We start from the raw sequence: 26,114 nt of genomic DNA on the forward strand, positions 1-26,114 counted from the left end.
CGCCCCCCCCCCCCCCCCCCCAGGGCGCGCCGCGCCCCCCCCCCCCCCCCCGCCGCATGCGCCTGGCGGCCGGGAAGAGCATCACCGCCAGTAGTTACACGGATGTCTACCCGGCCCCGAACGCGGTCGACGGCAACGCGTCCACCTACTGGGAGAGCGCCAACAACGCCTGGCCGCAGACCCTGACCGTCGACCTGGGCGCGACCAGTCAGGTCTCCCGGCTGGTGCTGAAACTGCCCCCGGCCACCGCCTGGGGCACCCGCACCCAGACGATCGCCGTGGCCGGGAGCACCAACGGCACCTCGTTCTCCAGTATCAAGGCCGCCACCGGCTACACGTTCAACCCGTCCAGCGGCAACACCGTGACCGTCCCCGTCACCGCCACCCAGACCCGCTACCTGCGGCTGACGTTCACCGCCAACACCGCCTGGCCGGCCGGCCAGCTCTCGGAACTGGAGGCCTACAGCTCCTGATCTCTGCGACGAGACAGGTCCGGCCGGGTGTCGCACCCGGCCGGACCTTTTCAGCGCAGGTCGAAATTCGGCAGTACGAGCGCTGAATGGGCCGGGTTGCCGGCCTCCTCGGGGAGTTCGGCCAGGCTCGTGAGCATCTGGTTGCGCCGGGCCAGGGTCTCCTCGGTGCGGGGATGCATGGTCGACTCACCGGCGGTGACCAGGGCCTGGTTGGCGTCGACGTAGCCCCGGGTGTTCTGCTCGTAGGCCTTCAGCGCCTGCTGGGGATCGGGGTTCGTGGCCAGTTCCCCGGCGAGCATGTAGGCGCCGACCAGGGACAGGCTCGTGCCCTGCCCGGTGAGGAACGAGGGGGCGGAGGCGGCGTCGCCGACCAGGGCCACGCGTCCCGACGACCAGTGGGGCATCCGGATCTGGCTGACGACGTCGAAGAACAGATCGTCCGCCTTCTGCAGGGCGGCGACCATCGCCGGGACCTGCCAGTCCTGGTGCGGGAACAGCGAGGTCACCAGGTCGCGCTGCGCCCGCGGATCGCGGAAGGCCTCGAACGGCGGGTCGGGCCGGTGGAAGGACAGGAAGCCGTGCACCGTCTCCTGGGCGCCGATGGCGTAGAGGGCGGCGGTGCGGCCGGGGGCGTTCCACAGTACGGCCTCATGGGACAGACCCAGGTCGTTCGGCAGGGTGAAGCCGGCGAAGCAGTGGCCCAGGTAGTGGTGGAACTGCTCCTCCGGGCCGAAGGCCAGCGCACGGGTGTGGGAGTGCAGGCCGTCCGCCCCGACGACCAGGTCGAACGTGCGCTGGTCCCCGTTCCGGAACGTCACGTCCACGTGGCCGGGGTGCTGCTCCAGGGTGCTGATGCTGTCGTTGAACCGGAACTCGACGTCGTCGCGCACGGTGCCGTAGAGCACCTCGGTCAGGTCGCCGCGCCGCACCTCGAGGTCGCCGGCCGTGCCGCCGCCGCTCGTGGCCGTCGGGCGCAGAGAGGTGATGGGGCTGCCGTCCTGGTGCAGGAAGGTGATCCGGCGGGTGTCGACGTGGGCGGCCTGGAGGGCGGGGAGCACACCCATCCGGCGCACGACCTCCACCGCCGTGCCGCGGATGTCGATGGGGTAGCCGCCGGCCCGCACGCCCGCGGCCTTCTCGACCACCGTCACCTCGAAGCCGTAGCGGTGCAGCCAGTAGGCCAGGGCCGGTCCCGCGATGCTCGCCCCGGACACCAGTATTCTGCGGTTCGGCGTGGTGCTCATGTGCGCCTCCATAGTGAATAGCTACCTTAGGTATCCATTTCTCGGGATCGGTGAATCCGTGGCCCCGAGGGGTACCTGGGTCAAACATATACCTAAGTTAGGTATCTAAGGAGTGGCGGCGTGACCTCGGACGACGGTGGACTTGATCTGATGGCCCTGCTGCCACGATTGGCGCAGGTCAGCGGCGTGCTGAACCGCGGCCGGCTGATCGAGCGGGCCATGGCCGCATCGGGCATCACGGTCGACCGCCCGGCGATGGGCGTGCTGCTCACGCTGCACATGGCCGGTGAACCGCTGCGGGTGGGGGAGATCGCGCACCGCATGCAGGTCGTCGGCCCGCACATCACCCGGCAGCTGAACGAACTGGAACGGCGCGACCTGGCCCGGCGCGTGCCCGACCCGGATGACCAGCGGGCCCGCCTGATCGAGCTCACTCCCGAGGGCTCCGCCGCCACCGCCCGCTACATGGAGACGATCCTGGGCTGGCTGGCCGGCTCTCTCGACGACTGGACGGCGCAGGACCGCGCCACCTTCGGCCGCCTCCTCGAGCGCTTCGTCAACGACTTCACCGCCCGGGTCGACGCCCTCGACACCTGAGGCCCTGACGGTTCAGAGGGGCCAGGCGGTGATCAGATCGCTCGGCGTGAGAGTGGCCAGATCTGGCAGGCTGGTTCCGGTCCGGCTGATGGCGATGAGCGGGGTGTCGGGATCGGTTCCGGGCAGCCGGTCGCGGTGATGGGCCAACCGGGCCAGATCCCGGACATCGAAGGGCGCCTCGTCGTGCCACTTGATGGAACCGACCGCGGTGACGCGACCGGCGATCGGGCCGCGGTCGGCGGCAACGATGTCGATCTCCGGATCGTTGGTGCGGGTCCAGTAGCTGCCGACCACGTTGCTGTCGGACGGGAGACGGTCGTCGGCCAGACGCCAGAGACTCTCCCGCACCACGGGTTCGACGGCACGCCCTCGCCAGTCCGTCCAGCGGGACCGGATGTTCTCCAGCACGAGGTCGCCGCGCCCACGCTCGATCGCCGGTATGCCCGTGCGGACGAAGGCCAGCCAGAATCTCAGGTAAGGGTCGCTGATCCGGTAGCGGGTCAGTTTGCTGGGCTGTGTGGACAGCGGGAGTTCGGCGGCGACCATCTGGCGCGAGACCAGCATGGTCAGCGCCCGGGTCAGGGTCGCTGACGACATCCCTCCCGCGTCCCTGGCGATCAGGGAGAAGGTGCGCTCGCCGTTGCCGATGGCCGCGAGCACCTGCTGCGCCAGGGCCTCGGTCGGAAACTCCGCCGCGACTACTCTTTCGCCGCTGACCAGGAGCGGGGACGTAGGGCGCTCGAGTACTTGGGCGAGGTACTCCCACAGCCCGGCGCCCTGCGGCCACTCCTGGAGGACGAGGGGAAGGCCACCGGTGACGAGGAAAGCGTCGAAAGCATCGGTGGGGGACAGGTCGAGCATGGCGCCGACCTCGGCGGGGTTCAACGGCGGAACGACGAGATCGGTGCCCCGCTGGTAGAAGGGGCGTCCGTAGGTGTTGAGCGCCTCCATCATGCCCATGTCCGAGCCGATCAGGATCAGGAGTACGGGCAGGCGGGAGAGAGTGCGGTCGAAGGCCTTCTGCAGCGCTCCTTCGAAGGTCGGGTCTTCGCGAACCAGGTAAGGCATTTCGTCCATCACCACCACGCTGGGGGAATCCGTCGGGAGGATCTGCCCCAGCAGGGTGAGGGCGGCATCCCAGGTCTGAGGGGCCGTGAGGTCCCTCAGGATCTGCGCCCGGGGTAGCGACGACCCGATAACGGCTTCGGTGAAGCCGGCCAGGTCTTGGGTGCGCGAGCCGCCGATGGCGGTGAAGTACACGTACGGCGTGTCTGCCCGTTCAACGAATTCGTCGACCAGTCGTGACTTTCCGACGCGCCTTCGGCCGCGTAGGAGCAACGCCCGGCCGGGGCGCCCCGTGCGGCTCTCCGAGGACACAGTAGTGACCAGGTCGGCCAGGAGTTTGAGTTCCCGGGCGCGTCCCACAAAGGTTGTCATGGTGATGGTGCCTCCGATGCTTCGCCTTCGTCGCTCTCAGGATGGCTCGGTCGCGAAACTGTTGTCAATGAGAGTTTCGCTGATGAAACTTTCATGAACGAAAGCGAAGTGTCGAGGCTGAGGCTACGTTGTATGGCCAATCGGTAGCCACTCGGTTCAGATTGGCTGTCGATGGCCAGGCCAATTGCCCGTCAGTATGGCGGAGTGTCCTCTTCTCGTGCCCACGTCTACCGCCTGATCCAGCTGCTGATCGGGGTGTTCCTCTACGGCATCGCCACGGCCCTGATCGTGCGGGCGTCCGTGGGCGTGACGTCGTGGTCGGTGCTGACACAGGGGCTGGAGAACCTGGTGCCGCTCTCGTTCGGCATGCTGACGATCCTCATCAGCTTCGTGGTGCTGCTGCTCTGGTTCCCGCTGCGGCAGAAGCCGGGACTCGGGACCGTGCTCAACGTGCTCACCATCGGCCCGTTCGCCGACCTCACGCTCGCGGTCGTCCACGAGCCCCGCACGCTGCCCGGCCAGGTGCTCCTCTTCACCGTGGGCCTGGTGCTCCTCGCGGTGGCCACAGCCTGCTACATCGGCCCGCAGTACGGCACCGGCCCCCGCGACGGGCTGATGGTGGGCCTGCACGAACGCTTCGGGATGCCGATCTGGAAGGCCCGCACCCTCGTCGAAGTCACCGTCGTGCTCGCCGGGGCACTGCTCGGCGGCGACCTGGGCATCGGGACCGTGGTCAACACCCTGGCCATCGGGCCGATGGTGCACCCACTGATGCCGATCTTCGCCCGGTTCCCCTGGGCACCCCGGCGCGAGGAGCCGGTCGTCGAGGAGGAACCTCAGGTGCTCGCGACCCGCAGGTGACCGTCCGCGCCGATCTCCAGGCCGAACGGATCGGCCAGCACCCCGGGGAATGCGCCGTCCGCGCCGCGGTTCTCGAACGCCAGCAGCACAGCGCCGCCCTCGTGTTCGACCACCCGCGCGCTGTACCAGCGCTCCTCGAGGAGGAGGGAGGCGTCTTCCACCGGATGCCCGGCGGGCACCGACCACACCCCACCCCGAACCCCCGCGGCCTGCCGCTCGCCGGAGAGCCCCGAGGTCGGGCAGGAGAACAGCAGGAACTCCCGGCCCTGCACGGACGCGATCTGCGGAACCTCCAGATGCACGAAACCCGAGCCCGGCCGGGTGAACGGCTCACGAATCTCCCAGCGAACCAGATCCGGTGACCAGGCCCGCCCGAGAACCCCCGCGTCGTCGTCCCCGAAACCCTCGCCGGGCCGGGAGCGCGCCGTGATCAGCATGTTCCAGCCGTCGGAGACCGGATAGACCCACGGGTCACGCCAGGCCTCCTCCGGCCAGGAGGAGTCGCCGAGCTTCTCGTACCAGCGCGGATCCGCCTCCAGCAGCACCTGTGGATCGGCCGTCCAGGTGAACAGGTCGGGCGACACCGCCCGTCCCACCGTCTCGACATTCGCATGGTCCGGCTCGTCGTGCAGGAACCGCGAGCCCGTGTAGAACATCACCCACTGCCCGGCATCGCGCACCACACAGCCGGTCCAGGTGGCACTTTCGTCGAAGAACCCCGGGCCTCTCGGCCCGAGGGCCTCCTCGTGAACGGTCCAGCTCACCAGATCGGCAGAGGACGCGTGACCCACCCGGGCGTGCCGGTGCCGGCGATGCTCGGGGCCCAGTGATTTGGGTGCGTACAGGAAGAACAGGTGATGGCGCTCGCCGTCGTGGGCGAGCCAGAAGTCCCAGACCCAGCGGTCGGCGAGCGCGAGCACGGGTTCTCCTAGAGAGACAGGCCGAAGTGCAGCGGGAAGACCGGGTTCTCGGTTTCGCTGGGCACGTCCTCCCGGGAGGCGCGCACGGCGTCCATGGACCGCGGGATCTCGATCGGGAGTTTCCCGCGCGGGGGGATCTTCCCGGTCAGGGCGGCCAGCACGGCGGCGTCGGAGCTGCCGAAGTCGGCCACCAGCGCGGACACGAACGGCACGAGCGGGGTGAGTACGGCCGGCCGGTCGAGGGTCACGACGACCACCAGGGGGCAGTGGTCGGAGATCCGGGCCAGGCGGTGGATCAGGCCGGGCGGGAAGTCGAGCGAGCCCTGGTGGAACCAGGCCTCCAGGAACAGGTCGTTGCGCGGTTCGAAGGGGGCCATCAGGCGCACCAGGGCGACGTCGGCCTGCTCGGGGATGGCGACGGCCTCGAAGTCGTCGGTCAGCCGGATGTTCTCGCTGTACACCCTGAGGCCGGGGGTCAGCGGGAGGCGGCCGGAGTTGACCAGCACCGTGGTGGAGGCGGCCTGGGCCGCAAAGCCCTGCTCCCGGAAGTCGGCCCGCCCGACGATCTGCTCGGCAGCCTCCTCGTCCACGAAGGGGCTGTCGAAGAGACCGAGGCGGAACTTCACCAGCAGCAGCCGGCGCACCGACTCGTCGATGCGGGCTTCGGTGACCACGCCGCGGTTCACCAGATCGACGAGCAGGTCGATGCATTCCTCCCCACCGAACTGGTCGCAGCCGGCGTCCACAATTTTCGCCATCCGCTCCGACGGGGAGAGCGACTCGACGCCCCAGGCCCGCGCGGGCAGCACCTGGTCGCCCACGTGGTTGTCGTTGACCAGTTCCCAGTCGGTGACCACGACCCCGTCGTAGCCGAGTTCCTCACGCAGCAGGCCGGTCACGATCTGCCGGTTGTAACCGAAACCGACCTCCTCGATCGCGGCGCCGTTCACCTCCAGGCCGATCGGCATGCCGTAGTAGGGCATCATCGCGGCCGTGCCCCGGCGGATGGCCTCCCGGAACGGCTTCAGGTGGTAGTCGAACATCCCGCCCGGGTAGACCTGCTCGCGCCCGTACGGGAAATGTGCGTCCTCGCCGTCTTTCTGCGGGCCGCCACCGGGAAAGTGCTTGGTGGTGCAGGCGACGCTCTGCGGGCCGAGCTGTGAGGTCTGGAACCCCTCCAGATAGGCCGCGGTGAACTCGGCGACCCGGTCGGCATCGTGCCCGAGGGTCTGCGCCTGGCGTCCCCAGCGGGGTTCGGTGGCCAGGTCGACCTGCGGGTGCAGCGCCGCCCGGATGCCCACGGCCACGTACTCCTGGCGGGCGACGTCGGCGAAACGGCGCACCGCGTCGAGGTCGTCGAGCGCGGCCAGGCCCAGACCCTCGGGCCACTGGGAGAACGGGCCGGCCGAGAAGCCGACCCCGGCGTTCTCCACGAACGCGTGGCGCGGGTCGGTGCTGATGGTGACCGGGATGCCGTGCGGCGTGGTCTCGGCCAGTGCCTGCAATCGGTTGCTCCAGGAGGCGGCCTGGCGAGCCGTGCGGATCTCGTGCACGTTGAAGTGGTTCAGGTACTTGCCCACCACCACGTCCGAGGTGGCGGACTTGCTGATCCGGCCCGGGGCCTCGACCAGTTCACCGTCCGCGCCGACCTCGATCACGGTCTGGAACATCAGCCCGGCCTTCTCGGCGAGACTCAACCGGCCCAGCAGGTCTTCGGTGCGTTCCTGCGGGCTCAGCCGGGTGTCCTCGTAGGGATCGAGGACACCGTTGCCGTTGAGGTCACGGAACTCGAAGCCGTCGGGGGTCGTGGATGTGGGAATAGGCATGCAATGTCCTCGAAAGTAGTTACTTCAGGCCCGTGGTCGCGACGCCCTGGATGAAGTAGCGCTGCAGGGCGACGAACAGCAGCAGGATCGGCACGATGATCAGTACCGAACCGGCCAGCAGCAGGCCGTAGTTCGTGGCGTTCTGGCCGGTGGAGTAGAGCGACAGGGCGACCGGCAGGGTGTACCGGTCCTCGCTCTGCGCCGCCACGAGGGGCCAGAGGAAGTTGTTCCACGACGAGAGGAACGTCAGGATGCCGAGCGTGGCCAGGGGCGGCCCGCACAGCGGCATCACGATCCGGGCGAAGATGCGCAGTTCCCCGGCGCCGTCGATGCGGGCGGCCTCGAGCAGGGCCTCGGGGATGCCGAGCATGAACTGCCGCATCAGGAACACCCCGATCGGTGCCGTGAGGAACGGCAGCACCAGCGCGGCGTACGAGTTCAGCAGGCCCATCTTCGAGACCATGACGAACAGCGGCACGAAGGTGACCACGCCGGGCACCATCAGGGTGACCATGACGGTGGCGAACAGCAGCTTCTTGCCGGGGAACTCCATCTTGGCCAGGGCGTAGCCGACCATCGAGCAGAACACCAGGTTGCCCAGCACGGTGAGCACGGCCACGATCAGGCTGTTCATGAAGAACGTGCTGAAGTGCAGGTGCCCGAACCACTGGCTGTAGTTCTCGCCGGTGGGGTTCTCCGGCCACCAGGTGGGCGGCCGGCGCAGGATCTCGCCCTGGTTCTTGACCGAGCCCAGCGCCATCCAGGCGAAGGGCAGCAGCCAGGCCAGCAGGCCTGCGGTCAGCACGGTGTAGGTGACCGTGCGGCCCTTGATACGGAAAGACATGATGCCCCCTCAGTCCTGTGACCGCAGCAGCCGGAACTGCACCAGGCTGACCAGCGCGATGACCAGGAACAGCACGTAGCTGGCGGCCGAGGCGAGTCCGTACTCACCGAAACCGAACTGCTGGTAGGTGTAATAGGCAACCGACAGGGTGGCGTCGAGCGGCCCGCCCTTGGTCATGACGAAGGCCTCCTCGAAGAACTGGAGGTAGCCCACGGAGATCAGCACGGCACCGAGCAGCAGCGTCGGGCGCAGCAGGGGCAGCGTGACGGAGATCAGGCGGCGGAAACCGCCGGCGCCGTCCATCATCGCGGCCTCGTGCACGTCCTGCGGCACCGCCTGGAGACCGGCCAGGAAGATGATCATCAGCGTGCCGACGTTCCGCCAGACCGCCATCAGGATCAGCGACGGCAGGGCCCAGGTGGAGTCGTTGAGCCAGTCCGGGCCCTGGATGCCGATCAGCGAGAGCGCCTGGTTGGCCAGGCCCTCCGGCTGCAGGATGTACCGCCAGACCACCGAGACGGCCACGATGCTCGTCACCACCGGGGCGTAGAAACCGACCCGGAACAGCGAGACGATGCGGCCGGAGCCGGAGTTCAGGGCCAAGGCGAGGGCCAGGGCCACCGTCATGGTCAGCGGGATGCCGACCACCACGAACAGGCCGGTCACGAGCATTGCCTGACGGAATCGCGGATCGCCGAACAGGGCCGTGTACTGGTCGATCCCGACGAAGTTCACGGCGAACGGCGAGCGGATGTCCCGGGCGGTGAAGTCGGTGAACGACATCCCGAACGACCCGAGCAGCGGGACGAGCATGAAGATGCCGAACACCAGCACGAAGGGCAGGCAGAAACCCCAGGCGATGTAGGCCTGCTTGCGGCGGAGGCGGGAGCCCACCGTCGAGTTGACGACGGTGGGCGTCCGGGGAGACGTCACGACGGATCAGTCCAGACCGATCGAGTCAGCCTTGGACTGGAGGTCTTTCAGGGCGTCCGCGGCCGGGGTCCCACCCCGCCGCATCTGCTCCAGCACCTGGTCCGCCGCGGCCCCGACCTTCACCCAGGAGGTACTCACCGGCTGGGACTTGGCGGTCTCGAGCTGCTTGCCGAACACCTGGAGGTCTTCGTCGGAGGCGAGTTCGTCCTCCTTCCAGGCGGACTGGGCCGAGGGGAGGTCACCGGAGGCCTTGAACCAGGCGGCCTGCACGTCGGGCTGCCCCAGCCACTGCGCGAGCTTCCACGCCGCGGACTGGTTGTCGCTGTCGTTGAACACCACCAGGTTGGCGCCACCGCTGAACGAGACGGAGCTCTTCTTGGTGGGAAGCGTGGCCACCGAGTACTTCTTGTCGAAGTCCTTACCGCCCAGCGTGGCCAGCGAGCTGCGCATGAACGGCCCGTCGATCAGCATCGGGGTGGAGCCGTCGACGAATTCGGCCTCCTGGGCGCCCGAGGACACGTCGGCGTTGGCATCGGCGATCTTGCCGGTGTAGAAGCTCTGGTAGTACTCGTAGGCCTCGACCATCTCGGGGGTGTCGAGCGTCCACTTGTCGCCGCTGGTGAGTTCCGCGCCGTTGCTCCACGGCATCCACAGGGTGCCCTGGAACGAGTCGTTGCCCGCGGGGAGGCGGATGCCGTAGTCGGCGCCGGCCTTGGACTGCATGTCCTTGGCCATCTGCTGGAGCTCTTCCCAGGTGGTGGGCGCCTTGTCCCAGCCGGCCTTCTCGGCCAGGTCGGTGCGGTAATAGAGGACGCGGGTGTCCACGTACCAGGGAACGCCGACCTTGCGGTCGCCGCTCTCGGTGGTGTTCAGGGCGCCCTCGAAGTAGTCGCTGGTGTCCAGGTCGGTGGGCACCGTGGAGAAGGCGTCGGCGAAGTCGGCCATCCAGGTCGTGCCCATCATGGCCAGGTCGGGCGTGTTGCCACCGGCGACGGCCGTCTGGATCTTGTTGTGCGCGGCGTCCCAGGGGATCGCCGTGACCTCGATGTTGACGTCGGGGTTGGCCTTCTCGAACTCCTTGACGAAGTCCGGCAGCAGCTCGCCCTCGGTGCCCATGGCCCAGATGGTGATGTCACCGGTCGCGGGGTCGGAACCGATGGTGGACGCGGCGGCGGAGGTGCCGGTCCCGGCGTCCTCGGCGCGTCCACAGGCGGTCAGACCCAGGGTGGCGGTGAGCGCGAGTGCCAGGGCACTCATCGCGGTCGTCCTTCTCACAAGTTCCTCCTCGAACATGCAGCGCGTCCCCGCTTCGTCAATCTATACGTTTAGATCGACGGCCCCATGCTGGCACGCAGGCCGCTGCCGCGCAAAGGGGCGCACGGTCGCGGATTGGTCTCAGTGGCGCGAAAACCCTTGACGGATAGGGCGAAGGTGGATCAATCCGGACAGATCAGCAGCCGCAGCTGGCTCTGGTCTCCAGGTTGGTACCCAACTGAACCGTGCGTCCGGTGACCACGTCGTCCTCTGCTTCGAGCATGAGCAGCTGGGCGGCCACCCGGCCCATCGCCTCCATCGGCTGGCGCACGGTGGTCAGCGGCGGGTGCGAGAGCAGCCCGGCCAGGATGCCGTCGAAACCGGTGACGATCACGTCGCCCGGCACCGACACCCCCTCGCGCCGCAGCAGGTCGAGCAGCTCCACGGCGAGCTGGTCGCTGGCGCACACCAGCGCCTGGGGGAGTGTTCCCGCCCGCAGACGCTCCAGTACGCCGGTGAAAGTCGGACCGCGGCCGAGATCGGCGTCGTCGCAGACATTCTGCGGTGCCCGGACGCCGAGTCGGCGCAGGGTGCTCTGAAAACCCAGGAACCGCTGCAGATAGTCGTGGGCGATCGTCCCCCCGACGAACTCCAGGTCCTGCACCCCGTGGTCGCGCACCAGATGGGTGACGAGATCGCCCATCCCGCCCTGGTTGTCGACGAGCACGTGGTGGTACTGGTCGTCGGTGGGAGGAAGGCTGAACAGCACCACCGGCATGTTCAGCGTGACCTCCTGCAGCGACGCCGCGGCGGAGAGACCGGGGAAGATGGCCAGCCCGTCCACCCGCCCGGCGGTCTCGGTGAGGGCCCCCGTGGAGGGATCGCCCCGCCCGACCAGGACCGGCCGGCCGTGCCGGCGGGCCTCCAGCTCGAAGCCCCGCTGTACCTCGTCGACGTAGAGCGGATAGGCGCGGATGTCGGCCCGCCGGCCGTCCGCGATGTCGGACCAGGGGATCACAGCCCGGTCCAGGTCCAGCGGTCGCGCCGGTGACGCCCCACCGGCCGCCACCTCGTGCAGCGGCCGTTCCAGCAGGAACTCGTACGAGTGCAGGCCCAGCGCGCCGGTCTTTCCGCGCACCAGCCCCCGCGCCGAGGCGCTGGGGATGTACCCGATCTCCTTGGCGGCCGCCAGCACTGTCTGCCGGGTCTCCGGGCGCACCTGGTCGGGGCGCCGGAACGAGAACGACACGGTCGCGATGGAGACGCCGGCCAGCTTGGCGACGTCATGAACCGTGGGTCGGCGGCGTGCGGCCACTGGGTACCTCCCCTCCCGGGTTGTCTGGAAGGGCAGATTAATGGACGCGCGTGGTCGCCGAGGTCCGGCGGGCCCCGGATCCCCTCCGGGGAGACCCTTCCCGGTGCGGTTCCGGGAGCGGTCCGGGTGCGCCCGTACTGAGGTCTTCGGATGATTTCCCAGGTCCGCCGGGATGACCGGGGATTTTCGCGCGAAGCGGCCGGGCCGAATTGTTAACGCGTTCTCGGAAAAGCCCGGTGCTGTAACAATGATTGATGACGATCTCGTCAACGGGCCATTGCATGTGGCTGTGGCCGCATCTATATTTACGTCGAAGTTTCCTGGACCTCGGGGGAGAACGCCCCGTGGACCGGATCCCCGGCAACGGCGCCGGCTGCCCGAAGAGCGCAGAAGTGCTTCATCAGGGGGAATCTTGCCCGACGGCGCCACGGTGATCGACCATGCCCTGAAACAGGCCAGACAGCGAAACCGGATCCGGGTCGGTGTGAGTCTCGGATTCCACGGATTATCGGCCCCCGACATTCATGGCCGGTGGACCGGATTTGACGTGGACATAGCCCGCGCCATTTCGGTGGCGTTGTTCGGTGATGCCGATCGGGTCGAATTCGTGCCGCTCTCCTCCGCCGAGCGGTTCGACGCGCTGGAGGCCGGTGACATCGATGTCGGTTCCTACAACGCCAGCATCACGTACTCCCGGGAGTCCCGGCACGACGCGACCTTCGTCCATCCCATCCTCTTCGACGGCGAAGTGTTCGCCACCCGCCCGGAGAACCTCCGGGGCACTGCCGACGGTGCGTCGGTGCGCGACGTCATCGCCACGCGGATCGGCATGCTGGCCGGCTCGACCACGGCCGACAATGTCGAGCGCTACTGCGGCCGCGCCGGGATCGACTACACAGCGGTGCTCTTCCGTACCCCACAGGAAGCGCTGAACGGTTATTTATCCGGCAAAACGGACGTTTATTGTCTGGATTCCTACCTTCTGGCCGGTGAACTGTCCGGCGCGGGAGAGATCGACCGCCACGTCTTCCTGGCCGACCAGGTGTCGCTTGAGGCGATGTCGCCGGTGGCGCGCACTCGTGACTGGCAACTGGTCAAGGCCGTGCGCTGGGTGCTCTTCGCCCTGATCGAGTCCGACAACCTGGGGCTGACCCAGGGCAACCTGGCGGAGGCGTCACGCTCGCCCTCCCGGTACCTGGGCCGGTTCCTGGCTCCCGACGCCGATTCGGTGCGTCACCTGGGCCTGGTACCGGAATTCACCACACGGATCATCGAGCAGGTCGGTAGTTACGCCGACGTGTTCGATCGCCATCTGGGTGCCCGATCGGCACTCCAGCAAGAACGCAGGGCAAATGGCCTCAGGGGCGACGGTGGAATGTTGTACGCCCCGCTGTTCATCTGAAACGGGAGAACTACATGTCGAGTGGCACCCTGGTTCCGGAACTGTCGGGATCGCAGATCGAAAAGAGTTTCTCGTACTACGAGACCCCCGCCGGCGAAGTTGATGTCGAAGCCATTCGCAATATTGTCACGAATGGCCATCACGAGGGCGCGGTCGTTTATGTCGTACGTGATGCCTTCAGTCCGGAAGCGGCTACCAGTATCGTCGAGAACTTTGATCGCCTGACCCAGCGCACGGGTGGTGGGAATCGCCAGGACGACAGTTATGTCAAGACCCACCAGATCGGCGCGACCCAGTTCTCCTATTCCGGCGAGGAATACGTCCGCGAGGTGATCAAGAGTTCTTCGGAGAGCCTGGAACTCTTCGACAACGTCAGCCAGGAGGAGCTGGAGCGGGTCTTCCTCACGAAGTTGCTGGAGAAGACGTTCGCCGAGCAGGGCGTGGTGTTCCGGGGCAGTCGTTACAAGAACATTTCCGGCGGCTTCGCCACCCTGCGGCGGTGGCTGGACAACGGCGAGATGGCCCTGCACCCGCACGACGACACCGCCCAGCTGCTCGCGGCCGTCAAGGACGACTACGAGATCGCCACCTCGCGGCATGTGGTGTCGTTCAACGCGGCCGTCCAGGTCGCCGAGGAGGGCGGTGAGCTCGTGGTCTGGAACCTCAACCCGGACGACGACTGCCGCGCGGGCCTGGGCCTGACCGGTACCGGCTATCCCTACCCGATCGGGACCCTGACCGGCCTGGAGTCGTTCACCGTGGAGCTCGGCCCGCGCGACGTCTACTTCCTCAACGCCAGCTTCATCCACGGGGTGGCCAGCGTGCGCAAGGGCCAGCGGCTCTCGGCCGGCCGGTTCATCGGCCAGGTCGCCGACGACCTCGTCGTGTACTGGACGTGAGGCGATGACCACCACGACGGAAACGACCACGGCCGCCCCCTACGTCGACACCCTCGCCACCCAGGGGTACGCCCACATCCCCGCCGACCACTACTACGACACGGTGTTCCGGGAGCACTCACTGGAGGGACTGCGGGCCGACTACCTGGCCCTGGAGTCGGAGTTCGGCCGCGGGCAGCTCGACCCCTACTCGCCGGGCAGCCGGTACCGCAGCTACGCCCAGCTGCGGGTCGATCCCGGCTCGGCCGACTTCGAGTACGGGTTGTTCGAGCAGTACCGGCAGACCAAGGCGTACAACCCCGATACCGGGGGCGTCGTCCGGGAGTACCCGCTGATCAGCCCGGAGCTCCAGGAGAACCGGCTGCTGCGGCGGCTGTTGCGGTCGGACGTCGAGTTCCTGCGGGCCTACCCCCGGGTCGATGCCGACCCGTCACAGCTCAGTGTGGGCCTGCACCTGTTCCGTTACCTGGCCTACGCCGGTGAGCCCGCCTACAGCTCGCCGAACTGGCTGCACAAGGACGACGAGACGGTGGTCTTCATCCATCTGGTCGGGCTGTCGGGCAACGTGGTCGGGGGCGACAACCTGATCGCGCCGAACGCGAAGCGGTTCGAGAACGTGCTGCGGCTGACCGATCCCTTCGACACCCTGGTCGTCAACCAGGACAAGCTGCACGCGGTGACGCCGATCGGCACGACCAGCCGGAACCCGGTGGCCCCGGCCCGACGGGACATCCTGCTGGTGACCTTCCAGGTGAGGGATCCGGGGTGAGCGGGAAGTCGGCGGTGGTCACGGGGGCCGCGAGCGGCATCGGCTCGGCGGTCTCCGTGGCCCTGCTCGACGCCGGCTACCGGGTGCTGGGGATCGACCGCAGTGACCCGGGTGCCGCGGGTGGGCATTTGCGTTACCAGCACGTGAAACTCGACGTGACCGACTCCGGGCAGCTCGCCGACGTGATCGGGGAGCAGTTCGTGCCGGGGGAGGAATCCAGCGTGCTGGTGACCTCCGCCGGGCAGCGGGAGATCTGCCATACTCGGGAGCTGGAACCCGGGCAATTCCGGCAAATTCTGGAGGTCAACACCACGGCCGTGTTCGTCGCCGGTCAAGCGTTCTGCGAACGCCTCATCTCAGCCTCGGTTCTCGGCAGCATCGTGAACATCGCGTCTGTCGCGGGCTTCCTGGGCGAGCCCCGTCGCACCGCCTACGTCACCTCGAAGCACGCCACCATCGGGCTGACCAAGCAGTTCGCCGTGGACTACGCCGAGTTCGGGATCCGGGCGAACGCGGTTGCCCCGGGGGTCATCCGAACCCCGCTCACCGAATCGTATTTCGGCGACGAGGAGCAGGTCGACCGGATCCTGCAGGGGCAGCTGCTGAAGCGCGTCGGGGCTGTGGGTGACGTCGAGCGGGCGGTACTGTTCCTGGCCGACCCGGCGGGTTCCTTCATCACCGGTTCGACGGTCTTCGTCGACGGTGGCTGGAGTGCCGCGAAAGTTTTGTAAGCAGATAACCGTTGAAGGAGTTCGTCGTGCCCGAAGATTACCTGCTCGTCGTCGGTGCCGAGGTGGCGTTGCGCGAGCGTTCGCTCGCGGGCGCCCTGCGGGCCGCCGGTGGCCGGCCGGTGTTCACCGTGTCCACGAACAAGGAGGCGCCGGGGCTGCGGTACTTCGACGGCAGCCTGAACGCGGGGATCGCCGATCACGAGGCGATCATCGCTGCTGCCGAGGAGTACGCGCAGGTGAGTGGCGCGCGTCCGTTCGCCGTCGTCCCGACGAACGACTTCACGGTCACCTCGTCCGCCCTGGTGGCCGAGCACTTCGGGGTGGCCCACAACCCGCTGCGCACCGTCGAGCTCAGCCGCGACAAGCTGCTGATGAAGCAGGAGTTCGCCAAGGCGGGCGTGCCGGTGCCCCGCTTCGCCGGCTTCACCAGCTACGACCAGCTGGCCGAGCTGGCCGGTGACTTCAGTTTCCCGGTGGTGATCAAGCCGCGGCTGATGGCCGGCAGCCTCGGGGTGATCAAGGTCGACCGGCCGCAAGACCTGGCCGGGGCTTACCAGCAGTCCGTCGACGACGTGATCTCGCTGGGCGGGCAGGCGAACTCGGCGGAAGACGTGTTCCAGCTCGAGGAGTACATCGACTACCCGTACGAGGTGAGCGTCGAGGTCGCCCACCTGAACGGCGAGCGGGTGGTGCTGGCCGTGACCGACAAGCAGCTCGGACCGGAGCCACACTTCGTCGAGCTGGGCCACGTCGTGCCCTCGGTGCACTCGTCGAACGACGCCCTGCTCAAGACCGCTCTCCAGGCCTGCGAGGTTCTCGGGATCGAATACGGGGTGGCGCATTTCGAGGCCCGGGTCAGCACCGCCGGCGACGTCCGGGTGATCGAGGTCGCCGCCCGGACCGGCGGCGATGCCATCATGGACCTGGTCGAAGACGTGTACGGGGTGAATCCGTACGAGCTGCACGTGGCGTCCTACACGGGTGGCAGCCCCGAACTGGCGGAACTGACCCCACGCGGGGTGGCCGCGATGGCCTTCCTCAAGGCACCGACCGGTACGGTCCGGCGCGTCGACCGGTCGGCGCCGGCCCTGAAGGCGACGGACATCAAGTTCTTCTCGGTGACGGTCGTACCGGGCGATGCGGTGAAGCCCCTGACCTCATGGCGTGAACGGGAAGGTTTTGTGCGCTTCCTCTGGCCCGGACGGGACAGTTCCTCGCCGGTCACCGAGAACCTGGAGCGGGCACGGGAGATCTCGGCCCAGATCTTCGAGGTCGACCAGCCCTGATGAGTGATCGGCCGTTCAACTTCAAACTGTTCATGGTCACCCGGTCGCTGGGCTCGCTGTGTGACCAGTTCCTGCTGTTCGCCGTGCCTCTGGCGGTACTGCACGCCACCGGTTCCGCGCGGTTCGCGGCGCTGGCGTTCGTGATCGAGTGGCTGCCCCGGGTCATCGGATTCCCGCTGGCCGGAGCGGTGGTCGACGGCCTCTCGCTGAAACGGGTGTTCCTGCGGCTGGATCTGGTGCGGGTGGCGCTGCTGGTCGTCGCGGCGGCCGCGCTGGGCACGTTCGGCGTGTTCGGCACCCTGTCGACGCTGATGGCCTGCATGTCGCTGAGCTACGTGGTCAACTTCCTCGCCATCGAGGCGACGATCCCGAACAACCTGGCGCCGGAAGATTTTCCCCGGGCCCACTCGGTGGTGCAGGGGGTCGAGCAGGCATCGCAGGTGGTGGGCCCGGCCCTGGCCGCGGTGATCTACGGCCTCGGCGACATCCGGCTCGTGCTGCTGGCGTGTGCCGCGCTCTTCGCCGTCTCGGCCGTCAACACCAGCCTGCTGGCGATCAGCGACTCCTCGGCGGAGAACTCGGCGTCGATCGGGCGGATCGTCTCGACCACCCGGGTCGCCGTCGGGGTGCTGCTCCAGCGCCGTGAGGTGGTCTACCTGAGCGGTCTGACCTGGGTGGTGAACCTGGTCTACGGCACCGCCCTGGCGATCAGCGCGGCCGTCGTGGTCAAGCACTTCGAGCGTGGCTCCGCCAGTTTCGGCGGGATGCAGTCGGCCGCTGCGGTGGTGGCGCTCATCGTGTTCGCCGCGATCCCCGCCCTGGTCCGCCGGGCCGGCGTCGCATTCGTCGGGCGGCTCTCCCTGATCCTGATGATCGCCAGCGGCTTCGCCCTCGGCCTCGCCCCGTTCTTCCTGGTCTACGCGGCCGCCTACTGCCTGCTCATCGCGTTCGACGGCGGTTTCAACGTCTATGTGCGCACCATGCGAAGCACCGTGCTGCCGAAGGAACACCTGGCCAAGATCATGGGCATCATCGGCGCGGTGAACCTGCTGTCCATCCCGGTCGCCGGCGGCTTGGTCTCGGTGCTGGCCGGCCATCTGCCCCTGCTCGACATCATCCTGGTGTCGAGCGCCCTGTCCCTGACCCTCTGCCTCGCGGTCCTGCTCTACGGTCGCTTCTCCCTCGGCTACACCTCCTGGTTCCCACCCATCCCGACCGCGGAGCCGGTTGCCGAGGCGGCGGCTCCGCCGGTGTGACGAGTGGGAACCAGTCCCGGTGCCAACCTCTGCCTCAGCCGAAGGTGGCGGTGTACAGCCGTACCCCTTCACCGGCCGTGACCGTGACCTGTCCGGCCTGCTGCTGGGCGTTCGCCAGGATCGGGTAGAGAGTGGGTGCGCCCGTCACCTCGACGGTGCGCGTCGCCTGCCCCGGTACGTCGATCCGCAGCGTTCCGGTGCCACCCAGGACCATGTAGACATTCTTCGCGCGGTACGCCAACCGCAACCGGCTGTCCCGGACCGCCTCGACGTACTGGGTGCTGATGGTCCAGGTCCCGCCGAGGGAGTAGGTGTCCTGGTTCTGGGTGGCCGGCAGGGTGAACGGCGCCGCCGTGACCGGGGTCAGGGACTTCTCACCCTGGTAGTTCGTGGACCGGGAGTAGGCGAAGTAGGTCTCGGGGGTGATGTCGGCCGTGGTGGGGCGGGTGTCCGGCAGGTTCGAGGCCGCCGGCAGACTCACGCCGGGGTTCGCGGCGGTCAGCAATTGGCGGATCATGGTCTCGGTGGCGCCGTAGTCGCCCTCACCGAACTTGATGTTCCGCACGGTGCCGGAGGCGTCGATCAGGTACTCGGCCGGCCAGTACCGGTTGCGGTAGTTGGTCCAGGTGGAGAGCGAATTGTCCAGGGCCACCGGGTAGGTGATGCCCATCTTCTTCGCCGCTCCCGCGACGTTGCCCGCGCTCTTCTCGAAGGCGAACTCGGGGGCGTGGATCCCGATCACCCGCAGCCCGGCCTCCCGGTACGCCTTGTCCCAGGCGACCACGTGCGGCAGGGAACGCTGGCAGTTGATGCAGGAGTAGGCCCAGAAGTCGATCAGCACCGGATGCCCGCGCAGGGATTCGAGTTTCACGCCCGATCCGGCCGGGGTGTTCAGCCATTTCGTGATCCCGGTGATGTCCGGGGCGGTACCGCAGCTCTCCAGCTGGGTCGCCCCGGGCGTGCACTGACTCAACTCGGAGTTGCCCGCGTCGGAGAGGCCGCTGAGTACCCCCTTCACGGCGTCGCTCTCGGCGATCGTGTTCTGGAGATTGCCGGTGTAGTCCGGTACCGCCCGCTGGAGCGCGTCCGTCGCCCCCAGGGCCAGGGCCACGGCCAGGACGACCATGGAGGTGCCCCCGACGATCCGGAACGTGGCGGCCCGGCTGCGGTAGGCGGCCAGCCGGTCGCGGATGCGGTCACCGGCGGTCGCGAACACCAGCAGCGGGATTGCCGCGCCGGTGGCGAACGCCAGTGTCAGCGCGACGGTTTCGGCTCCGACCGAGCCGGTGGCGCCGGCCACGGTGATCGCGGCCAGGACCGGGCCCGCGCACGGCACGTACAGGGTGCCCAGGGTGAGGCCGAAGATGAACGGATTGCCGTGCATCTTGCCCTGGATCTTCGGCATCCGGTTGAAGGGGCGCTGCAGCAATTCCTCGACCTTGGGGAACAGCAGCCCGATCCCGACCGCGGCTAGCACGATCACCCCGGCCCAGCGCAGGAACGTCTGCGGCAGGCCGAGGGCCGACAGGATGACCGACCCGGCCAGCGTGAATACGGTGAAGCTGGCGATCAGGCCCAGGATGATCTTCAGCGGGCGCTGCTTCGGCTTCTTCGCCTCGTCGTCGGCGGTACCGGCCCCGCCGGCGAAGAACAGGATCGGCAGCATCGGCAGGATGCACGGGGAGACTCCCGTGATCAGCCCACCGACCAGGCCGATGGAGATCAGCGTGATCATGAAATTCTCCGTCCCTGAGACCGCCGGGGACCGGCGACATCAGGGATTCGGAGCCGTCGACGGGTGCGGCTTGGTGATGATCAGAGATCGAGCAGTTGCTCGAAGAAGCCGCCGAAGCCACGTTCACGGTTGACGAGGTGAATCTCGAGGATCCAGTGGCAGTCCTGGCCGGCGGCGTCCGGGCGGCGCATGGGCTGGTCGTTGCCGGTGGTGATGTAGCAGTCGATGTCGTCGCCGTTAATGCGTTCGTGCGGGAACTCGCCGACCAGGTGACCGGCGTGGGCGGCGCCGTGGCCCCAGCCACCGGCCTCGATCAGGCCCAGGATGTGGGCGAAGAACTGCTCGCCGGTGATGTCCGGGGTTGCCTCGAAGTGCCGGCGGGCCTCGTGCCAGAGGCGGGGCAGTTCGGCGGTGAGATGGTGTTTGTCCGGGTCGTCACCCAGCACGTAGGTGCGGCCGAAGTCGGCCTCCCACTCCTCGAAGACCGGGCCGAAGTCGAAGAAGAGGATCTCGTCGTCGCTCAGCTGCCGGTTCGGAGGGTTGGAGCGGTACGGCTCGAGGGTGTTCACGCCGGCCCGGACGATGCGTTTGTGCCAGAACTTGCGGATGCCGAACAGGTCGCCGGCCAGGTCGCGGATCTCGTCGGACAGCTGGCGCTCGTTCTTGCCGGGCACGATCAGGCCCCGCTCGATGACCTCGGTGAACAGGTGTGATGCCTTCGTCTCGGCCTCGCGCAGGGCCTCACCCCGGTGCGCCTGATGTTCGGTCTGGTTCATGCGGGCGACGATAACGCTCTCACCTGGTTGTTACGTCGCTGACATCTGTGGTCTGGATGATGGCGACCATGACCCGGGACGGCGTGGTGAAGGCAGCGGCGACGAACGCCGATCTGCGCGCCGTCTGTCACCGGACGGCCTGGACACCGGGGCGGATCGCGCACGGCTGCTGACCGGTCAGGTTTTTTTCCTGGCCCGTCGCACCGTTCGATTCGTTCTCAGGAGTCTCCTCATGTCCGTTGCCACTGCCACGCGCCCGCTCCCGTACGCGGACCGCGTTCTGCCCCTTCCCCGCACCTGCACGTTCGATCCCGACGACTGGCAGGTCATCGCCCGGTACTGGTACCCGGTCGCCACCAGTGCCGAGGTCAGCGGGCAGCCTCTGGGTGTCACCCTGCTGGACCAGTCGCTGGTGGTCTACCGATCGGGCGGTGAGATCGTGGTCGCGGACAACCTGTGCCCGCACCGGGGCCTGCTGCTGTCTCTCGGCAAGGCCACGGACGACGGCCTGGGTATCCGTTGTGCTTACCACGGGCTGCGTTTCGAGGCCCAAGGCCGGTGCTCTGCGATCCCGGCCCACCCGGGCAACAAGATTCCGGAGCGGATGCACCTGCGCTCCTACGGGGTGATCGAGCGATACGGCCTGGTCTGGACCTGCCTGGCGAGCCTGCCTTCCGACCTACCGCAGGACGCGTCGATCCCGCCGGTGCCGCACTGGGACGACACCGGCTTCCAGCAGATCAACTGCCCGCCCATCGACATCGCGGCCTTCGCCGGTCGTCAGGTCGAGGGGTTTCTCGACGTCGCCCATTTCGCGTTCGCCCACGAGGCCTCGTTCAGCGACCCGGGCAACCCCACGGTTCCGGACTATCGGCCCGAGCCCACAACCGACGGCTTCGAGGCCCGCTACCTGTCGACGATGGGCAACTACCCGCACAGCACCGGTCTGAAGGCCGACCCGGACTACCTGTGGCTGCGGCACTTCCGGCTGCACGTCCCGTTCGCAGCCTCCCTCGTGGTGTATTTCCCGGACGGCGGTCACCTGTCCATCCTCAACGCGGCCTCCCCGGTCTCGGCCCGCAGGACCCGCCTGTTCGACGCCCGCGTGCGCGATTTCGACACCGACCAGCCGCTGCAGGACGTCTACGACTTCAACCTCCAGATCTTCGAGGAGGACCGGGCCATGGTCGAGGCTCAGAAACCCGAAAGCCTCCCGCTGGATCCAAAACTCGAGGTCAACATCCCGGCCGACCGCTCGTCCGTGGCCTACCGCCGGGCCCTGCGGAGCCTGGGCCTCAGCCGGTTCTTCACCGCCTGAGGCTCGCAGCAACCACAGGGGTATGGGCGGAGATTCATTCTTTCCTTCCGTGATCCGCTGAACAGGCCGATGCGGTCCTTCCTGAGCCCGGCCGTACCGGGACGTGAAAGGGTGATCGGGTGAAGGAGGCCCGATGACCAACCACCGCATCGCCGTGCTCGTGCTCGAGGGGGCCAAGCCGCTCGATGTCGGCATTCCGGCGCAGGTGTTCGCGAACCGCCCGACCATGCCCTACGAGGTGCGGGTGTGCGGGGCGGCGCCGGGGCTGGTGACCGGGGGGAACGGGCTGTCGTACCACGTGGCCGAGGGGCTTGCGGCGCTGGAGCAGGCCGACACCGTCTTCATCCCGGGGTACCGCGACCCGGTGAACACGGCGCCGCCGGCGTCGGTGGTCGGTGCTCTGCTGGAGGCGCGGGAGCGGGGTGCGCGGCTGGCCGCGATCTCGACCGGGGCGTTCGCCCTGGCGGCGACCGGGCTGCTCGACGGGCGGCGGGCCACGACGCACTGGCACTACACGAAGGCCCTGGCGCAGCGGCATCCGCTGATCCAGGTCGACGAGAACGTGCTGTTCGTCGACGAGGGGCAGGTGCTCACCTCGGCCGGGGCCGCCTCGGGCATCGACCTGTGCCTGCACCTGGTGCGTCTCGACCACGGGGTGGCCCTGTCGAACGAGGTCGCGCGCCGCGTGGTGGCCGCGCCCTTCCGCAGTGGTGGGCAGGCGCAGTACGTGCCCCGCGTGGTGCCCGAGACAGCGGGGCAGCTGTTCGCCGAGACCCGGCAGTGGGCGCTGGAACGCCTGGCCGAGCACCTCACCCTCGAAGACATGGCGCGCCACGCGGGCGTTTCGGTACGCACGTTCTCCCGGCGGTTCGCCGAGACCACCGGTCACACGCCGATGCGGTGGGTGCTGCGGGCCCGGATCGACGCCGCCCGGGAACTTCTCGAACGTTCCGATTTCGGGGTCGAGGAGATCGCCGTGCGCGTCGGCCTGGGCACCGGATCGAACCTGCGCCTGCACTTCCAGCGGATTCTCGGCACCTCGCCCAGCGAGTACCGGCACACCTTCTCGGCCTGAGCCGGTCAGGGCCAGAGAAGTCCCTTTTCCCAGCCATTTTCGGTACGAACGAAGTTCAGGCGCACGTGCTTGCGCTCCTGGTCGCCTTGCCAGAACTCGACGCTCTCGGCCTTCAGTGTGTACAGCGTCCAGGCCGGCTCCACGAGATCGGGCTGCTGGTCGACCCGCTCGCGGGACTCCTGGCTCGCGCGGTCCAGGTCTTCGGGGCCGGTGAGCGGCTGACTCTGCCGGCCGATGAGTGATTCTGCCCGGGAACCCGTTGGGCGGGCCAGGAAGTCGGCCGCGCTCTGCTGTGCCGGGGCAGCCGACACACGGCCCCGGACCCGGACCTGCCGGGCCTGCTCGCGCCAGTGGAACGTGAGAGCCGCGGCCGGGTGGACGAGGAGCTCCCGGCCCTTGGGGCTACCCGCGTGAACGGCGAACTGCCAGCCATTCCCGTCCACGTTCTTCAGGATCAGCACCCGGGCCGCGGGGTTTCCGTCCACACCGAGGGTCGAGAGGGTCATCGCGTGCGGCTCGCGGATCCCGGCCGCCACGGCCTGCTTCAGCCACTGGACGAACAGCTGATCCGGCCGATCGGGAGCCGCCCCGGCATCGAAGGTCGGTAGGTCGCCCTCGAAAACCTTGAGGCTGCGCAGGTATTGCTTGATGTCAGTCATGCTGCCGGACTGTAGCCGGTTGCGATGCGGCCCTGAGAACACGGGCCAGGGCCCTCCGGCTCCGGATCCTGCGGGCTTCGGCCCTGGTCGACGGCCATTTCTGGCGTGATCCTTGCGCTAAATGGCAAAACTACTGGCCATATCCTTGCGCATACTGGCGTTCAAGCCACTGTTGTGTCTCGGGGAGATTCCCCAAGATGAGATCAGGAACGAGAGGGGACACTTCGCATGACTCGCATCGCCATCAACGGGTTCGGTCGGATCGGCCGAAACACCCTGCGCGCCATCCTGGAACGTGACAGCAAGCTCGACGTGGTCGCCATCAACGACCTGACCGCGCCGCCGGCCCTGGCTCACCTGCTCAAGTACGACAGTGCTTCGGGACGCCTGAACGAACCGGTGTCGCTCGACGGCGGCGATCTCGTGGTGGGTGAGCGGCGGATCAAGGTGCTCGCCGAGCGCGATCCGGCGGACCTGCCCTGGGCCGATCTGGGGGTGGACGTCGTGCTGGAGTCGACCGGCCGCTTCACCCAGGCCGAGGCCGCGCGCGCCCACATCTCGGCGGGTGCGAAAAGAGTTCTGGTCAGCGCACCTTCCGAGGGCGCGGACGTCACGCTCGCCTACGGCGTCAACACCGAGGCCTACGACCCGGCGCAGCACGTGATCGTCTCGAATGCCTCGTGCACGACCAACGCGCTGGCCCCCCTGGCTGCCGTGCTCGATGACCTGGCGCACATCGAGCACGGCTTCATGACCACGGTGCACGCCTACACACAGGAGCAGAACCTTCAGGACGGTCCGCACCGCGACCTGCGCCGCGCCCGGGCCGCGGGTGTCAACATCGTGCCCACCACCACGGGTGCGGCCAAGGCCATCGGCAAGGTGCTGCCCAATCTGGACGGCAAGCTGGCCGGTGACTCGATCCGCGTGCCGGTGCCGGTCGGTTCCCTCGTCGAGCTGAACACCTACGTCGAGCGAGAGGTCTCGCGCGAGGAGGTGCTGCTGGCCTACCGCACGGCGGCCGAGGGCAAGCTCCACGGCATTCTCGACTACGCCGACGAGCCACTGGTGTCGAGCGACATCACCGGGCAACCCGCGTCCTCCATTTTCGATGCCGCCCTGACCCGTGTGGACGGACGGCACATCAAGGTCGTGGCCTGGTACGACAACGAGTGGGGCTTCTCGCACCGGGTGGTCGACACACTGGAGCTGATGGTCGCGTGACGAACATCCGGCAGATCACCGGCCGTCAGATCCTCGACAGCCGGGGCAATCCGACCGTCGAGGTCGACGTGGTGCTCGACGACGGGTCTCTCGGCCGGGCGGCGGTGCCTTCGGGCGCCTCGACCGGCGCGAACGAGGCCGTGGAACTGCGCGACGGCGACCCGGCGCGCTACCACGGCAAGGGCGTCCGTCGGGCCGTCGATGCCGTGAACGGTTCCCTGGCCGAAGCTTTGACCGGTGTCGAGGCCGAGGACCAGGCCCGGGTCGACACGATCCTGATCGACGTCGACGGCACGCCGAACAAGGGCCGGATCGGGGCCAACGCGGTGCTGGGGGTGTCCCTGGCCACCGCGAAGGCGGCCGCGGCCGCCCACCGGCTGCCGCTGTACCGGTACATCGGTGGTCCCGGTGCTCGCCTGCTGCCGGTGCCGATGATGAACATCATCAACGGTGGTGCGCACGCCGACAACCTGCTCGACTTCCAGGAATTCATGATCGCGCCGATCGGTGCCGAGGACTTCGCCGAGGCCGTCCGGATGGGTTCGGAGGTCTTCCACACCCTGAAGAAGATGCTGCACGGCGCGGGCCACAACACCAATGTCGGTGACGAGGGCGGCTTCGCGCCGAACCTGCGCACGGCGGAAGAGGCCCTGGGCTTCGTCGTGCGGGCCGTCGAGCAGACCGGATACGTTCCGGGCGAGGATATTTCGATCGCGCTCGATCCGGCGACCTCCGAGTTCTTCCGGGACGGCGTCTACGACTACGCCGGCGAAGGTGTAAAGCGCTCGGTTCAGGAACACATCGACTACCTGGCCGACCTGATCACGCGGTACCCGATCGCCTCGATCGAAGACCCGATGGCCGAGTTCGACATCGACGGCTGGAAGCTCCTGACCCAGCTGGCCGGCGATCGCGCCCAGCTGGTCGGGGACGACGTGTTCTGCACCGACGTCGCCCGGCTGAACGAGGGCGTGCGGGGGCACTACGCCAACTCGATCCTCATCAAGGTGAACCAGATCGGCACCCTGACCGAGACCCTGACCACCGTCGACACGGCTCACCGGGCCGGGTACACGGCGGTGATGTCGCACCGTTCGGGCGAGACCGAAGACACCACCATCGCCGACCTGGCGGTCGGAACCGGGTGCGGTCAGATCAAGACCGGATCGCTGTCCCGGTCCGACCGCACGGCGAAGTACAACCAGCTGATCCGGATCGAGGAGGAACTCGGGTCGTCGGCCGGGTACGCGGGCCGCCGGGCGCTGGCCGTGCGTTCGTGA

General features: G+C 68.0%; 24 protein-coding genes. 13 read left to right on the plus strand and 11 right to left on the minus strand.

The window, feature by feature from the left end; translation table 11 throughout:
• A partial coding sequence (locus LR393_RS28140; protein WP_407937369.1) for a discoidin domain-containing protein occupies nt 1-473 on the plus strand: 473 nt, incomplete at its 5' end.
• A gap of 50 nt (nt 474-523) precedes the next feature.
• Here the strand turns inward: LR393_RS28140 and LR393_RS28145 are convergent.
• Nucleotides 524-1,717, minus strand: coding sequence for an FAD-dependent monooxygenase (locus LR393_RS28145; RefSeq protein ID WP_231487920.1), 1,194 nt, complete (start codon nt 1,715-1,717; stop codon nt 524-526).
• Between the two features lie 150 nt (nt 1,718-1,867).
• On the opposite strand from LR393_RS28145, the gene LR393_RS28150 reads away from it, so the two are divergent.
• The gene (locus LR393_RS28150) at nt 1,868-2,314 is read left to right on the plus strand and encodes a MarR family winged helix-turn-helix transcriptional regulator (RefSeq protein WP_345718913.1); all 447 of its coding nucleotides are present in this window, start codon (nt 1,868-1,870) and stop codon (nt 2,312-2,314) included.
• Between the two features lie 12 nt (nt 2,315-2,326).
• Here the strand turns inward: LR393_RS28150 and LR393_RS28155 are convergent, their stop codons facing one another.
• Nucleotides 2,327-3,751, minus strand: a complete 1,425-nt coding sequence (locus LR393_RS28155; RefSeq protein WP_231487922.1) for an ATP-binding protein — start codon at nt 3,749-3,751, stop codon at nt 2,327-2,329.
• 204 nt (nt 3,752-3,955) lie between these two features.
• On the opposite strand from LR393_RS28155, the gene yczE reads away from it, so the two are divergent.
• Nucleotides 3,956-4,612: a membrane protein YczE gene (gene yczE, locus LR393_RS28160; protein WP_231487923.1), complete on the plus strand. Its 657-nt coding sequence runs from the start codon at nt 3,956-3,958 to the stop codon at nt 4,610-4,612.
• On the opposite strand, the gene LR393_RS28165 is transcribed toward yczE, so the two are convergent.
• The 6 genes from LR393_RS28165 to LR393_RS28190 form a co-directional block, all read right to left on the minus strand.
• On the minus strand, nt 4,588-5,532 hold the full coding sequence (locus tag LR393_RS28165) for a glycoside hydrolase family protein (protein ID WP_231487924.1): 945 nt from the start codon (nt 5,530-5,532) through the stop codon (nt 4,588-4,590). The genes yczE and LR393_RS28165 overlap by 25 nt on opposite strands.
• An 8-nt stretch (nt 5,533-5,540) precedes the next feature.
• On the minus strand, nt 5,541-7,358 hold the full coding sequence (locus LR393_RS28170; protein ID WP_231487925.1) for a glycoside hydrolase family 3 protein: 1,818 nt from the start codon (nt 7,356-7,358) through the stop codon (nt 5,541-5,543).
• A gap of 19 nt (nt 7,359-7,377) precedes the next feature.
• Complete coding sequence (locus LR393_RS28175; protein WP_231487926.1) at nt 7,378-8,202, minus strand: carbohydrate ABC transporter permease; 825 nt, start codon at nt 8,200-8,202, stop codon at nt 7,378-7,380.
• A 9-nt stretch (nt 8,203-8,211) separates the two neighbouring features.
• Entirely contained in the window at nt 8,212-9,135 is a 924-nt protein-coding gene (locus LR393_RS28180; RefSeq protein WP_231487927.1) for a carbohydrate ABC transporter permease, read from the minus strand.
• 6 nt (nt 9,136-9,141) lie between these two features.
• Nucleotides 9,142-10,392: an extracellular solute-binding protein gene (locus LR393_RS28185; RefSeq protein WP_231487928.1), complete on the minus strand. Its 1,251-nt coding sequence runs from the start codon at nt 10,390-10,392 to the stop codon at nt 9,142-9,144.
• Between the two features lie 193 nt (nt 10,393-10,585).
• Complete coding sequence (locus LR393_RS28190) at nt 10,586-11,704, minus strand: LacI family DNA-binding transcriptional regulator (RefSeq protein ID WP_231487929.1); 1,119 nt, start codon at nt 11,702-11,704, stop codon at nt 10,586-10,588.
• A gap of 172 nt (nt 11,705-11,876) precedes the next feature.
• Between LR393_RS28190 and LR393_RS28195 the strand changes: the two genes are divergently transcribed.
• The 6 genes from LR393_RS28195 to LR393_RS28220 are packed head-to-tail and all read left to right on the plus strand — an operon-like array spanning nt 11,877 to nt 18,047.
• Nucleotides 11,877-13,106: a transporter substrate-binding domain-containing protein gene (locus LR393_RS28195; RefSeq protein WP_231487930.1), complete on the plus strand. Its 1,230-nt coding sequence runs from the start codon at nt 11,877-11,879 to the stop codon at nt 13,104-13,106.
• A gap of 14 nt (nt 13,107-13,120) precedes the next feature.
• The gene (locus LR393_RS28200; RefSeq protein WP_231487931.1) at nt 13,121-14,005 is read left to right on the plus strand and encodes a 2OG-Fe(II)-dependent halogenase WelO5 family protein; all 885 of its coding nucleotides are present in this window, start codon (nt 13,121-13,123) and stop codon (nt 14,003-14,005) included.
• A gap of 4 nt (nt 14,006-14,009) precedes the next feature.
• Nucleotides 14,010-14,774 (plus strand): 2OG-Fe dioxygenase family protein, encoded by a 765-nt coding sequence (locus LR393_RS28205; protein ID WP_231487932.1) that lies wholly within the window; start codon nt 14,010-14,012, stop codon nt 14,772-14,774.
• A complete protein-coding gene (locus LR393_RS28210; RefSeq protein ID WP_231487933.1) occupies nt 14,771-15,505 on the plus strand; it encodes an SDR family NAD(P)-dependent oxidoreductase in 735 nt (244 codons plus the stop codon). The genes LR393_RS28205 and LR393_RS28210 overlap by 4 nt, the downstream gene beginning before the upstream one ends.
• A gap of 26 nt (nt 15,506-15,531) precedes the next feature.
• Complete coding sequence (locus LR393_RS28215) at nt 15,532-16,791, plus strand: ATP-grasp domain-containing protein (protein ID WP_231487934.1); 1,260 nt, start codon at nt 15,532-15,534, stop codon at nt 16,789-16,791.
• Entirely contained in the window at nt 16,791-18,047 is a 1,257-nt protein-coding gene (locus LR393_RS28220) for an MFS transporter (RefSeq protein ID WP_231487935.1), read from the plus strand. The genes LR393_RS28215 and LR393_RS28220 overlap by 1 nt, the downstream gene beginning before the upstream one ends.
• A 34-nt stretch (nt 18,048-18,081) precedes the next feature.
• On the opposite strand, the gene LR393_RS28225 is transcribed toward LR393_RS28220, so the two are convergent.
• Together LR393_RS28225 and LR393_RS28230 are read right to left on the minus strand one after the other, a co-directional pair.
• On the minus strand, nt 18,082-19,782 hold the full coding sequence (locus LR393_RS28225) for a MarC family protein (protein WP_231487936.1): 1,701 nt from the start codon (nt 19,780-19,782) through the stop codon (nt 18,082-18,084).
• A gap of 80 nt (nt 19,783-19,862) precedes the next feature.
• Complete coding sequence (locus tag LR393_RS28230; RefSeq protein WP_231487937.1) at nt 19,863-20,558, minus strand: M24 family metallopeptidase; 696 nt, start codon at nt 20,556-20,558, stop codon at nt 19,863-19,865.
• A 232-nt stretch (nt 20,559-20,790) separates the two neighbouring features.
• On the opposite strand from LR393_RS28230, the gene LR393_RS28235 reads away from it, so the two are divergent.
• Both LR393_RS28235 and LR393_RS28240 read left to right on the plus strand, forming a co-directional pair.
• The gene (locus LR393_RS28235) at nt 20,791-21,876 is read left to right on the plus strand and encodes an aromatic ring-hydroxylating oxygenase subunit alpha (protein ID WP_231487938.1); all 1,086 of its coding nucleotides are present in this window, start codon (nt 20,791-20,793) and stop codon (nt 21,874-21,876) included.
• 133 nt (nt 21,877-22,009) lie between these two features.
• Nucleotides 22,010-22,951 carry a GlxA family transcriptional regulator gene (locus tag LR393_RS28240; protein WP_231487939.1) on the plus strand — a complete coding sequence of 314 codons (942 nt, stop codon included), beginning with the start codon at nt 22,010-22,012 and terminating at the stop codon, nt 22,949-22,951.
• Nucleotides 22,952-22,956: 5 nt separating this feature from the next.
• Here LR393_RS28240 and LR393_RS28245 read toward each other — a convergent pair whose 3' ends face one another.
• Nucleotides 22,957-23,610, minus strand: a complete 654-nt coding sequence (locus LR393_RS28245; protein WP_231487940.1) for a pyridoxine/pyridoxamine 5'-phosphate oxidase — start codon at nt 23,608-23,610, stop codon at nt 22,957-22,959.
• A 228-nt stretch (nt 23,611-23,838) separates the two neighbouring features.
• Here LR393_RS28245 and gap point away from each other — a divergent pair, with 228 nt between their 5' ends.
• A complete protein-coding gene (gap, locus tag LR393_RS28250) occupies nt 23,839-24,834 on the plus strand; it encodes a type I glyceraldehyde-3-phosphate dehydrogenase (protein WP_231487941.1) in 996 nt (331 codons plus the stop codon).
• Complete coding sequence (gene eno, locus LR393_RS28255) at nt 24,831-26,114, plus strand: phosphopyruvate hydratase (protein WP_231487942.1); 1,284 nt, start codon at nt 24,831-24,833, stop codon at nt 26,112-26,114. Before gap ends, eno begins: the two co-directional genes overlap by 4 nt.

Source organism: Kineosporia mesophila, assembly GCF_021129235.1.
Taxonomy (GTDB): domain Bacteria; phylum Actinomycetota; class Actinomycetes; order Actinomycetales; family Kineosporiaceae; genus Kineosporia; species Kineosporia mesophila.